The sequence below is a fragment of the Mesobacillus stamsii genome (assembly GCF_030814065.1).
Taxonomy (GTDB): Bacteria; Bacillota; Bacilli; order Bacillales; family Cytobacillaceae; genus Mesobacillus; species Mesobacillus stamsii.
This window is the reverse complement of record NZ_JAUSUN010000002.1, coordinates 121,351-133,059: the sequence shown is the minus strand read 5'-3', so window position 1 is coordinate 133,059 and position 11,709 is coordinate 121,351. Positions and strand designations below refer to the sequence as shown.

Below are 11,709 nucleotides of genomic sequence, written 5' to 3'. Positions count from 1 at the left end.
GAGCAGGGAAAAATCTCAAAGAATAAGCGTTTTTCCGAGCGGCAGGAACACATTTTACTCTTTTTTCAGATAGTCTTCCTCAAATTTCTTAATCGTCCTGCTAATACGGTCGAACAAGGGTAACTTCGGACAGGTTTCGCAGGAAAAGAGGAAAAGTAGTCCGAACAGGGGCCAACTTCGGACAGGTTTCGGCGGAAAAAGCGAAAAGTAGTCCGAACTAGAGTCAACTTCGGACAGGTTTTGTGGGAAAAGGCGGAAAGTAGTCCGAACAAGAGCCGAGTTCGGACAGGTTTGGCAGGAAAAGACGGAAAGTAGTCCGAACTGGAGCCAAGTTCGGACAGGTTTTGCAGGAAAAGGTGAAAAGTAGTCCGAATAAGAGCCAAGTTCGGACAGATTTCGGCAGAAAAAGCGAAAAGTAGTTCGAAGAAGAAGGGCCAATAGGAACCGTCTAAAAAAGCGCCTACCATACAAAAGTTTCCCTTCTTATGTTATGGTTGAACCGCCACCAGCAAACCGGGTGATTAGGAGGAAAAAATGTCGACGAGAGTTGGCAATGCAATTTTTTTCGCTGACAAAAGTCTGATTTGTGGGTAAAATTATCAAAACGAGAGTAAGAGGGATTATATGAATAATCGACACTATGAGGTATTGAAGGTCTTGCTCGAAAGGGACCAAACCTTTTCTGTAAAAGAGTTGGCTGATATCGCGGGGTGCTCGGAGAAAACGATCAGGAATGATTTTAAAATAATAGACGATTGGCTCGATGCGGAGACGAACTTGCGAATGGTTAGGAAGCCAGGTCTGGGGATTTTTATCGACGGGAACCAGCAAGAAAAAGCAACGATTTTCCAAAGAGTGAAGAAAATGAACGGCGATGAGGTTTCGGATACTTTAAGGAAGCTGAACATTATCAAAATGCTGTTGTTAAAAGATGGGCCCTCCACATTACAAGACTTTGCTGAGCATTTTTATGTCAGCAAGACTGTGATTCGGAGTGACCTTGAAGAAATAGAAGAGTGGCTCGCAAGGTTTGAGTTGCGATTATTAAAGAAGCAGGGGCATGGGATTGAAGTGATTGGCGTAGAAAAGAGTTGGCGAAGTGCACTTTCCCAGGTTACCCATTTGATCATTCAAGCGGCTGCGGAGGAACGGAGATCGGTTGGTAGTATATTTGAACAAGGGGAAATTGATTTTACGAGAAGCAGGTTAAGGAAATTGGAAGGCGAACTTGGGTTTTCTTTTACAGATGAGGCGCTTGAAAATCTAGTGACCCATATTTTAATATCGATTAAAAGGGTGAAGCAAGGCAGCAGGATTGAGCTTTCGAATGAGGAGATAGCCCAGATAGAAAGAAAGGCTGAATATGGGATAATCCGTCAGTTTGCCAAGGATCTTGAAAAAGCTATGGCAATCAACCTTCCTAAGGAAGAAATAATGTATATCACTGTTCGAATCCTTGGTTCGAGGATTTATTATCCTTCCACGATTGATGTGGCGAAAATGGGAAATGAGTTGGCAAAACTGGATCAGGATGCTGTTTCTTTTACCAAAAAGTTGATATCAGCCGTTTCTGATGTGACGGGAGACCCATATTTTAATGACCACCATTTGTTGATCGGGCTAGCATTGCATATGCAAACGACTTTTTACCGGCTAAAGTACTCTTTTCCAGTGAAGAACCCGTTGCTGCACGACATAAAAAGAATGTATTTTACGCTATTTGAAACGATTTTTTATGTGATGCCAGCTGTTTTGCAAGAGGAAAAGCTCACTGTTCCTGAGGATGAAATCGCCTATATTACCCTGCATTTTCAGGCTTCATTTGAGAGGCTTGGCAAGCAAACTTCTACCAACAGGAAGGTGCTGCTCGTATGTTCGATGGGTGTAGGCATGTCGCAGCTGATGCAGACGAAGCTCGAAAGGAAATTCCATCATCTTGAGATAGTCGGAACTTCCTCCGTCAAGGATAGCAAAAAAGAAATCAACGAGAAAAAACCAGATCTGATCATCAGTACCGTACCATTTGAAAGTAGCTCGGTACCACTAATCACGGTTTCTCCTTTTCTAATGCTAGAAGAAGAAAGGAAGATAAAAGACTTTTTAGAGAATCCTGTTCCTGAACAACTAGCAAAAAACTATCCGACCATCGGCTGGCTGATGGAGAAAGACTTGATCGTGATAAATTCAGAACGGACTACCAGGCCGGGAATTATTGGCAGACTCGCAGACCTTCTGATAGAAAAAGGAGCTGCAAAACCTGAATATAAGCAATCTGTTTACTTGCGGGAAGAACAGTCCTCTACCGTTATCGGTAGCGGCATTGCGATTCCGCACGGAAACCCTGATTTTGTCAATGAAGCCAAACTAGCCGTCGCTCTGTTCCAAAACCCGATTCCGTGGGGGAGTGAAAAGGTTTCAGTAGTGTTCCTGCTGGCAATTGATCATAAAAATAAAGGCATGTTAAAAGAGTTGTTCAAAGAAATCTCACGGTTGATGGATGATCAAGCAGACGTGCAGAAATTAAGGGAATTATCATCAGCTGAAAAAGTGGGGAAGTTTTTTCAGTAAAAGTGAAAGCGTTTTTCCTTAATTTCATATTGCCGGAACTTACGGTAAAAGTAGTACTTTTGGATTGGTTCGTTTCGGGTATGATAAGGATGTAATTATTGTTACTCTATTCTTCGAGGAGGTATACAAAATGAAGTTATTGGCGATTACATCCTGTCCAAATGGTATTGCTCATACGTATATGGCAGCAGAAAATCTTCAGAAAACGGCTGAAAAGCTGGGTGTTTCCATTAAGGTTGAAACGCAAGGCTCGATCGGTGTGGAAAATGAATTTACCGCTGACGAGATCGAAGCAGCCGACGGCATTATTATTGCAGCAGATAAAACGGTAGATAAAAGCCGGTTTGTTGGAAAAAGGTTGTTTGAAACTGGGGTTCAAGATGGGATTCATAAAGCAGAGGATTTAATTAAGCGCTTTGAAACTGGGAATGTACCAGTGTATAAAGGCGATCACCAATCGACAATTAATAAATTGAAGGAAGAAAGAAAGAGCAAGCAAAACCCTGTTTACCGCCACTTGATGAATGGAGTTTCTTATATGATCCCATTCGTTGTTGTTGGCGGACTATTGATCGCTCTTGCTTTAGCATTAGGAGGGGAACCGACAGATACTGGCCTGGCAATTCCGGAAGGGTCGATGTGGAACAAGGTTCTTAGTGTAGGTGCAGCAGGTTTCACATTCATGGTGCCAATTCTTGCTGGATTTATCGCAATGAGCATTGCGGACCGTCCGGGTCTTGCTCCTGGTATGATCGGCGGCTATATTGCAGCAAATGGAAGTTTTTACGACAGTGAAGCAGGTGCTGGTTTCCTTGGAGGAATCCTTGCTGGTTTTGTAGCTGGTTACGTTGCGAAGTGGATTAAAACTTGGCCGATTCCGAAAATGCTTCAGCCAATTATGCCGATTCTGGTTATTCCGCTTTTAGCATCATTAGCGGTTGCATCTTTGTTTATCTTCATAGTCGGTGCTCCGATTGCAAGTTTGATGGATGGATTGACTGCCTTCCTTAATGGAATGCAGGGCGCAAGCAGCATTGTGCTTGCTTTACTCCTCGGCGCGATGATTTCATTTGATATGGGTGGTCCTGTCAACAAGGTTGCCTTCCTGTTTGGTGCAAGTATGATTGGCGCAGGAAACACCGAGGTGATGGGGGCAATTGCAGCAGCAATCTGTGTCCCGCCGCTCGCTATGGGCGTCGCAACTTTATTGAACAAGAAGAAATACGAAGAAGCCGAACAAGAAGCAGGAAAAGCGGCACTGGCAATGGGTCTCGTAGGGATCACGGAAGGTGCTATCCCCTTTGCTGCAAAAGATCCGCTGCGCGTTATTCCTAGTATTATGGTTGGATCCATGCTCGCATCCGTTATCGCCATGCTTGGCAATGTGGGCAATAACGTCCCACACGGAGGACCGGTCGTAGCTGTTCTTGGAGCGATAACAAACCCAGTTATGTACTTCATTGGCATTCTTGCAGGAGTCTTTGTCGCAGCCTTTATGGTAAACTTATTAAAAAAGAACGTCTAAATCAACTTTGCGAAGCAACTGATAGGAGTGTTATCGATGAAATTAACCGATTTGACGAACCGCGAGCTAATTAGCACAGAGCTTAAAGGCTCCACACAAAAAGAGATTATCGATGAAATGATCGAAAAGCTTGATGGAGTAGGTGTGCTTAAATCAAAGCGTAAATTCAGGAAGGCGATTGAAAAACGGGAAGAAGAAGGCAGCACAGGAATCGGTTTCGGTATTGCCATCCCTCACGGCAAGTCAAAAGCTGTAACATCTCCTCAGGTTGCTTTTGGCATTAAAAGGGAAGGAGTGGATTGGAAAAGTGCCGATGGCTCATTGGCCAAGCTCATCTTCATGATTGCAGTTCCCGAAGAAAGCGCTGGGAACGAGCACTTGAAAATCCTGCAAATGCTTTCCCGTAAATTAATGAATGAAGAGTTCAGAGAGTCGCTGATCCATGTCCAGACAACAGACGACGCATATAAGCTGCTTGAAGAAATCGAATAGGAAAAATGCAGAGGAGAGATGAATCAATCTCTTCTCTTTTTTATGGAAGGAGACAGTAATCATGCTTGAGAAAATTCATAAAGGCTTGGTTGTATCGTGTCAGGCTTTGGAGAACGAGCCTTTGCACAGCCCGTTTATTATGGGCAGAATGGCGCTTGCGGCAGAGCACGGAGGAGCTGTAGGAATCCGGGCAAATACAGCGGCGGATTTATATGAAATCAAGAGGAATGTAAAACTCCCGGTAATTGGAATTGTAAAGCAGGACTATTCGGACTCCAAAGTCTACATCACGCCTACGATCAAAGAAGTGGAGGAGCTAGTCTTTGCTGGAGCTGAGATGATTGCCACCGACGCAACAAAGCGAAAACGTCCTGGTGAAAACGATCTGCAAACCTTTTTTACAGAAGTAAAACAGAAATTTCCGCAACAACTGCTGATGGCAGACATAGCGACGGTGGGAGAGGCATTTTTTGCGCAGGAATTAGGATTTGATTGTGTTTCCACTACTTTAGTCGGCTATACCGTTGAAACAGCTGGACAGAAAGTATATGATCATGACTTTCAGCTTTTAAAAGAAATGATTGCTAACGTAAACATTCCGGTAGTTGCTGAAGGAAATATTCTTACGCCAGAGATGGCCAAAAGATGCTTGGAATTAGGTGCCCATGCGGTTGTTGTTGGGGGAGCGATCACGCGGCCGCAGACTATTACGAGAAGATTTGCGGAAACGATGAAGGGGCCGGATCCACAGAGTATGACATGGATCTGTAAATGAAAGAAGCATCGGGAACGACTGCGTTCCCGATGCTTCTTCATTGATCCATTACAATACTTTTCCTAGAAATGCTTTAGTACGTTCGTGTTGTGGGTTACCAAATAATTCACTAGGTACATTTTCTTCCACGATAAAACCGCCGTCCATGAAGATAACGCGATCGCCGACTTCACGGGCAAAGCCCATTTCATGCGTGACGACGACCATTGTCATTCCTTCGCGGGCAAGATCTTTCATTACCTCGAGAACTTCTCCGATCATTTCGGGATCAAGCGCGGAGGTAGGTTCATCGAACAACATAACCTTTGGTTCCATTGCAAGAGCTCTGGCAATAGCGACACGCTGCTTTTGGCCGCCGGATAACTCTCCCGGATAGCTATTCGCTTTTTCCTCGAGCCCTACTTTTTTCAGAAGTTGAAGGGCTGTCTGTTTCGCTGCCTCTTTGTCCGCACCCCTCGCTTTGATTGGGGCCAGCGTAATGTTTTCCATCACGGTCATATGCGGAAAGAGATTGAAGTGTTGGAACACCATTCCTACTTCCTGGCGAATTTTATTGATGTTGATTTTCGGGTCGGTGATATCATGTCCATTGACAATGACATGGCCATCTGTGATATCTTCAAGCCTATTCAAGCATCGCAGGAAGGTACTTTTTCCAGAACCGGAAGGACCGATGACACAAACCACTTCCTGCTCCTTCACCTCTGTACTAATATCTTTTAACACTTCGAGTTGCCCGAAGGATTTTTTTAAATTATCGACTTGAATCACGCTCATCGCTGTTCATACCTCCTCTCTAAATAGTCGCCGAGTTTGGTAAGTAAGTATATTAGAATGAAATACATTAATGCTACCATTCCCCAAATTTTAAAAGGTTCATAGGTTGCTGATACAACGACTTGTCCTCTTTGTGTCAGTTCCGCAATGCCGATGACGGATAAGAGAGACGTGTCCTTCAGGCTAATGATCGCCTGGTTTACAAAGGTCGGCAGCATCCTTCTTAATGCCTGCGGCAAAATGACATAACGCATCGTCTGCGCACCGGTCAGACCGAGTGTTCGTGCTGCTTCCGTCTGGCCTTTGTCGATAGACTGGATGCCGGCTCGGACGATTTCGGCGATATAGGCACCCGCATTGATGGCGATACCAACAATCCCGGCAGTGACTGGCTGAAGCGATATGAACGGCAGGGTATTCAAGCCGAAATAAATAAAGAATAATTGAACGAGGAAAGGTGTTCCGCGGACAAAGTTTATGAACCAAATCGCGACCCACCTTAAAGGTGAAATCGGTGAAAGGCGGAAAAGTGCTGTAATTAACCCGATGATGAATCCGAACAGCAACCCAATTACGGTGATATACGCTGTCAGTTTTAACCCGGCCCATAAAACGGGAAGGGCCTCCTGGAAAATCTCCATATTCAAGCTCCTTTCATTTCTCGAAAAAGACAGCGCGCTTTACAAGAGCGCGCTGAAAATGTTGTTACTCTTTGTGCTGAAAATTTTTTACTCTCCAAGATACGTTTTTAAGATCTCGTCATACTTGCCATTATCACGAATTTTTTGAAGGCCGCTGTTTATTTTGCTAAGCAGGTCCTGGTTCGTGCCTTTTTTTACAGCGATACCATACTGGTCGCCGTTCAAGCGATCTCCGACGGTCTTCAGGTCAAGCTTGCTTGTTTTAATCGCATACGCGATAACAGGGTAGTCTTCAATCAAAACATCTGCATTCCCATTGGCAACTTCCTGGAACATCGATGGGCTGTCATTGAACTGTCGAACTTCCTTAATGCCAGCTTCTTCTTTGATCTTCTCGGCATATTGAGCACCTGTTGTACCATTTTTAACGGCGACGACCTTGCCTTTCAAGTCATCCATGCTAGTAATGTCACTATTATTTTCTGACACAACAAGTGTTAACCCGGCATCAAAGTATGGATCGGAAAAGTCGACTTTTGCTTTGCGCTCATCGGTGATGCTCATACCAGCGATGGCTACATCCAATTGATCAGCAAGAATCGCAGGAATAATTCCGCCAAAGTCCATCGGCTTCAATTCAATTTTAAAGCCTTCTTCCTCGGCAATCGCATTGATGACATCAATATCGATTCCCTTATACTCGCCGCCCTCTTCAAATTCAAACGGAGGATAAGTCGTATCGACCCCAACAGTATACGTTTTGCCAGCGTCGCCACTTCCCCCGCTAGTTGTTCCATCGTTCGATCCGCATGCAGCTAAAACAAGCATCATTGCCATTAAAAAGCTCACTAACTTTACTCTTATCATCCAACCCCTCCACTCTCTTGCTAATTCAGTTCATAAGTCATGATATCAAAGATATTCAGTTTAATGCAATGGAAAAAACTTTCGGGACTTTTGGCGGCGGGAGGAAAGGAAGGTTTGTTGTATATTTATGTAACGAAAAGAGTAAACACAGTGGATTAGGCAGTCCTTTTTGAGATAAGCATTGAGATCACCTTTAAGACAGACTACTATTAATTTAAAGGCAGTTTACGGATGTTCTTTTTCCTATGGAAATTAATTTGAAAGGGCGGATGTTAACATGGAAAGCAGCAAATACCTGTTCAAAATCTTATGGAATCGCACTTGTTACAGAAAAGTGCAGTTATCAGGGAAATCACACGCTTTTGGATCTTCACAAATTAATACAAAAAGTACGCAAGCCATATGAAAGAAGGTGCAAGTTAAAGTTAACGCCCTTCTTTTTCTTTGTTCTCTAATAGAGCTCAAAATTTGTCCGAAGTAGACCCCCGTTCGGACAGCTTTCCGGTTTTTCCCACAAAAGCTGTCCGAGTTTCTTCCAAATTGGCACTGAGAATAATAATTTTAGTAATGTTTGATTGAGTTTCTCCGGCAAGAGAGGAAAAATGCATGGATACAGCCCGAAAAGGGGTGTATTTTAGATTTTCCCACTTCTATACGGCCAGCTCATCTCGAAGATTATCCGCTTAGGGATACTAATATCCCGCCTAAATTATGTAGTGTCACGAAATAAGTTTCTTTGCAAGATAGAGTCATGATATGATAAAAAAAGTCTCATATAAGGGGGCTTCGAGAATGAATTCACTTAAGTCAACAGCCATGTGGCTCGCCGGGGTCCAATGGTTATTTTTTATGTTTGCTAATACGGTTGTCATTCCGATCACGATCGGGCATGCTTTTGATCTCTCCGCGGCAGAGACAGCTTCGGCATTGCAGCTTTCGTTTATTTTTACAGGTGTAGCCTGCATTCTTCAAGTATTGATCGGTCATAAGTATCCGATTATGGAAGGTCAGGCGGGCCTATGGTGGGGGGCAATCCTCAGCATTGCTGCCTCAGCTTCGGCAGCCGGCTATACCCTGACGGAAGTAGGAGGTTCTCTATCACTCGGTATCATCCTTTCAGGAATCCTTGTTGCCACCCTTGGACTTTTAGGAATTGGCAAAATCCTCGACAGGATGTTCACTCCTGTTGTGATGAGTGAGGTGATGTTTTTGCTTGCAAGCCAACTGATCCTTATTTTTGTGAAAGGAATGTTTGGTATTACCGAAAATGGCGGGATAAATATGCCTGTTGCTGCTCTTTCGGTTTTTCTTGTCATCCTGGTCGCATTTCTTACTATAAAAGGACCAGGCTTAATCAGTAACTTCTCTATTTTGATCGGGATTGTTATTGGATGGATCCTTTTTGCATTCTTTTTCGATACAGAGCCGCAAGCGGAAGCAGGATCAGGGAATTTGTTCATGCTTTTTCCATGGGGGGAACTGCATTTCAACTCGGGAATTGTCTTATTCGCTGTTCTTGCCGGTTTGGTGAATACGACAAATACGATGGCTTCTGTGAAAGGGGTCGCGTCCCTTTTGAAAAAAAACCCAGATGAGGGAACATACCGCAGGGCGTTCCTGCTTACCGGAGCAAATTCGGTTTTTGCAGGACTCTTTGGCCTAGTTCCTTATGCGCCATACATCTCATCGATTGGATTCCTTCAGTCGACGAGGATCATGAACAGGGCGCCGCTTTTGATTGGAGGCGGATTGTTTGCGATCCTTGGCCTGGTGCCTCCGCTCGGTTCGTTTTTTTCTACTCTTCCTGCAAGTGTGGGGAATGCAGTCCTCTTTGTTGCTTATCTGCAGTTATTTAATGGAGCAGTCAGGAATCTTGAAGGGATCGAACTGAGCCATAAAACAATATACCGTATTGCCGCACCGGTCCTATTCGGAATAGCCTTGATGAATATACCGGCATCTGCATTCAGTACAATTCCAATGATGATTAGACCGCTCGTGTTTAATGGAATGCTGATGGGAATTCTTTTGGCAATTCTCTTGGAAAATACTGTCCGATGGGATAAATTTAACCGGTAAAAGAATAACGTACAGAACAGTCCTGCTTTTTAATTTGATTTTCCTTTCCTCTTCAAGGCAGGATAAAGGCTTATGGCAAGATGGATGTTCAAGAACTGGCTGCTGTCTGAAAGGCTTACCCCGAGGATTTCTTCAATCCTTTTTAGTCGATACATCAATGTATTCGTATGGATATGCAGGGATTCTGCCGCTTCCTTTGCTTTTTGGTTATGTTCAAGCCAGGCAAACAAGGTTGGCATTAGCTCGCCTTTTTTTGATTTATCATATGTTATCAGCGGACCAAGCACTTCCTCCATAAAATCTGTAAGTTCTCCTTCTGAATTTTGGAGGAGAAGTCGCTGTACTCCTAAATCCCTGTAACTGATGATTTGGTTTTTTGCTCCATTGCTCTTGATAAACTGGATACACTTTGCCGCCTCCTGAAGAGATTTGGAAGCCATCATTAGACCAGAGTGGATCCGGCCGATCCCAATCGAAACGGTTGTGCCCTAGCTTTTTAGAGCAATTTCTTTTTGAAGCAGAGATACCAGCTCTTTTACATTTTGTGAAGCGAAGGTTGTCGATACTTTCTGCTGAAAAGCGAGTATGACGACGATTTGGTCCTGTCTTTTGGCTACAATGCCTTTAAGATGATTTTGCTGAAAAGCTCTGTTTGCCATTGAAGCCAGATGTCTTAAAATGCTTGTCCTCTTCTGGAAATCATCGACATTGTCCAAATGGACGATAATTGCCATGAAATACCCATTTTGATCAAAGTCAAAAAGCCTTGCCTTCTGTAGAATGGACTCATCCAGGTGCCCCTTTGATAGCCCATCAATCAATTCCCCGTGCATTCGCTCTTCAGCGTCAAAAACCGCCTGGTTCTTCACAAGTTCCAGAGATAGGACAGTACACGCATGTTCGAGAGCTGAAATATCAACCGTACTGATTTCATCTCTGGCTGCAATCGCCAGCGCCCCAAGAAGCCTCGGCTTTGTGCCGACTGGTAAAATGGCGAGCCTGGTTCTGTCGTCGTGAATTTGCTCATAGGTTGGAAAGTTGCTGAATCCCGAGCCTTTTAGTTGGGATATAGCTGTAGATCTTGCCCTTTCAATATCTTCCTCAGGGAAGTCACTGTCATGGGAGGCTGCAATCAGCTCTCCAATTTCATCAAAAAGAAGCAATTGCAGTCCGATTTTTTTGTGAAGAAAACCAAGAATGGACGGAAGCCCCTCGCCATTCAGAACGAGATCGGCCAAACTGTTGTGTATTTCCACCGACCTGGAAAGTGCGAGGTTCTGCTCGGTTATCATGTTGTTCAGATGTTCAAGCTGTTTGACTGCATTTTCCTGTTCCCTGTATAAGCTTGCTTTTTCGAGCGCCACAGCAGCCTGATGGGTGATGGCCTGAAGGAGATTAATGTCTTCAGCAATGAATCGTTGCGATGGGTCAAAAGAATCGAGGGTAATAACTCCTATGCATTCCCCCTTCAAAAAAATCGGGGCGCAGATGGTTGAATAGGGAAGGGTTGGAATAGACTCCATCATAAGCCTCATATTTTTAGCTGAAAGGGTTGCTGTTGCTCTTTCAACCTCGGTTCGATTGGAGAAAATGAGGCATTGCTTAGCTGTGAATGCAAGCCCAGTCATCGATTCTCCAGGCTTAAGACGTACTTCCTCGAGGATATTGGATTTAAATTTGCTATCAGATTTGGCTGTCAATACATCGTTTTCTTTGTCATATAAAAACAAAACGCCTCCGCCTGCAGCATCGATAACTGAAACCGTCTGAACCATAATGGAATCAATGATTGTATCGATCTGCAGGGAAGAATTCAACACATTGGATACCTGGATGAGTAATTGCAGCTGCCTGTGGCTCAGCGTTTCTTTCATAAATACACCCCGCTTTTGTTAGAAAACACAAAAAATATGATCTTCTTGTTTATAATATCAAAAAATTCTCCCGATTTTGTGAAAAACACTAATTGTTTGAAAGAAATTTTG

Annotated in this window: 8 protein-coding genes and 1 pseudogene; 4 read left to right on the top strand and 5 right to left on the bottom strand. The window is 43.9% G+C overall.

Features of this window, described 5'->3' with window-relative positions; translation table 11 throughout:
* The first annotated feature begins 624 nt into the window (after positions 1-624).
* The 3 genes and pseudogenes from J2S25_RS02140 to J2S25_RS02130 all read left to right on the top strand — a co-directional run bounded on the left by J2S25_RS02140 (position 625) and on the right by J2S25_RS02130 (position 5,360).
* The gene (locus J2S25_RS02140) at positions 625-2,568 is read left to right on the top strand and encodes a BglG family transcription antiterminator (RefSeq protein WP_307191109.1); all 1,944 of its coding nucleotides are present in this window, start codon (positions 625-627) and stop codon (positions 2,566-2,568) included.
* 130 nt (positions 2,569-2,698) lie between these two features.
* Positions 2,699-4,585, top strand: a pseudogene (locus J2S25_RS02135) (fructose-specific PTS transporter subunit EIIC).
* Positions 4,586-4,646: 61 nt separating this feature from the next.
* Positions 4,647-5,360 (top strand): N-acetylmannosamine-6-phosphate 2-epimerase, encoded by a 714-nt coding sequence (locus tag J2S25_RS02130; RefSeq protein ID WP_044392725.1) that lies wholly within the window; start codon positions 4,647-4,649, stop codon positions 5,358-5,360.
* 48 nt (positions 5,361-5,408) lie between these two features.
* Here J2S25_RS02130 and J2S25_RS02125 read toward each other — a convergent pair whose 3' ends face one another.
* The 3 genes from J2S25_RS02125 to J2S25_RS02115 all read right to left on the bottom strand — a co-directional run bounded on the left by J2S25_RS02125 (position 5,409) and on the right by J2S25_RS02115 (position 7,645).
* Entirely contained in the window at positions 5,409-6,137 is a 729-nt protein-coding gene (locus J2S25_RS02125) for an amino acid ABC transporter ATP-binding protein (protein WP_044392724.1), read from the bottom strand.
* Complete coding sequence (locus J2S25_RS02120) at positions 6,134-6,778, bottom strand: amino acid ABC transporter permease (RefSeq protein ID WP_044392722.1); 645 nt, start codon at positions 6,776-6,778, stop codon at positions 6,134-6,136. The genes J2S25_RS02125 and J2S25_RS02120 overlap by 4 nt, the downstream gene beginning before the upstream one ends.
* A gap of 87 nt (positions 6,779-6,865) precedes the next feature.
* Complete coding sequence (locus tag J2S25_RS02115) at positions 6,866-7,645, bottom strand: transporter substrate-binding domain-containing protein (protein WP_307191108.1); 780 nt, start codon at positions 7,643-7,645, stop codon at positions 6,866-6,868.
* 792 nt (positions 7,646-8,437) lie between these two features.
* Here J2S25_RS02115 and J2S25_RS02110 point away from each other — a divergent pair.
* Complete coding sequence (locus J2S25_RS02110) at positions 8,438-9,724, top strand: uracil/xanthine transporter (RefSeq protein WP_307191107.1); 1,287 nt, start codon at positions 8,438-8,440, stop codon at positions 9,722-9,724.
* A 29-nt stretch (positions 9,725-9,753) separates the two neighbouring features.
* Here the strand turns inward: J2S25_RS02110 and J2S25_RS02105 are convergent, their stop codons facing one another.
* Together J2S25_RS02105 and J2S25_RS02100 are read right to left on the bottom strand one after the other, a co-directional pair.
* Positions 9,754-10,167 (bottom strand): PucR family transcriptional regulator, encoded by a 414-nt coding sequence (locus tag J2S25_RS02105; RefSeq protein ID WP_307191106.1) that lies wholly within the window; start codon positions 10,165-10,167, stop codon positions 9,754-9,756.
* 45 nt (positions 10,168-10,212) lie between these two features.
* A complete protein-coding gene (locus J2S25_RS02100) occupies positions 10,213-11,598 on the bottom strand; it encodes a GAF domain-containing protein (protein WP_307191105.1) in 1,386 nt (461 codons plus the stop codon).
* Between the last annotated feature and the right edge of the window lie 111 nt (positions 11,599-11,709).

Coding starts and splice junctions, on each gene's coding strand:
- J2S25_RS02120 (WP_044392722.1), bottom strand. CDS start 6,778: ATGGAGATTTTCCAGGAGGCCCTTCCCGTTTTATGGGCCGGGTTAAAA.
- J2S25_RS02115 (WP_307191108.1), bottom strand. CDS start 7,645: ATGATAAGAGTAAAGTTAGTGAGCTTTTTAATGGCAATGATGCTTGTT.
- J2S25_RS02110 (WP_307191107.1), top strand. CDS start 8,438: ATGAATTCACTTAAGTCAACAGCCATGTGGCTCGCCGGGGTCCAATGG.
- J2S25_RS02130 (WP_044392725.1), top strand. CDS start 4,647: ATGCTTGAGAAAATTCATAAAGGCTTGGTTGTATCGTGTCAGGCTTTG.
- J2S25_RS02140 (WP_307191109.1), top strand. CDS start 625: ATGAATAATCGACACTATGAGGTATTGAAGGTCTTGCTCGAAAGGGAC.
- J2S25_RS02125 (WP_044392724.1), bottom strand. CDS start 6,137: ATGAGCGTGATTCAAGTCGATAATTTAAAAAAATCCTTCGGGCAACTC.
- J2S25_RS02100 (WP_307191105.1), bottom strand. CDS start 11,598: ATGAAAGAAACGCTGAGCCACAGGCAGCTGCAATTACTCATCCAGGTA.
- J2S25_RS02105 (WP_307191106.1), bottom strand. CDS start 10,167: ATGATGGCTTCCAAATCTCTTCAGGAGGCGGCAAAGTGTATCCAGTTT.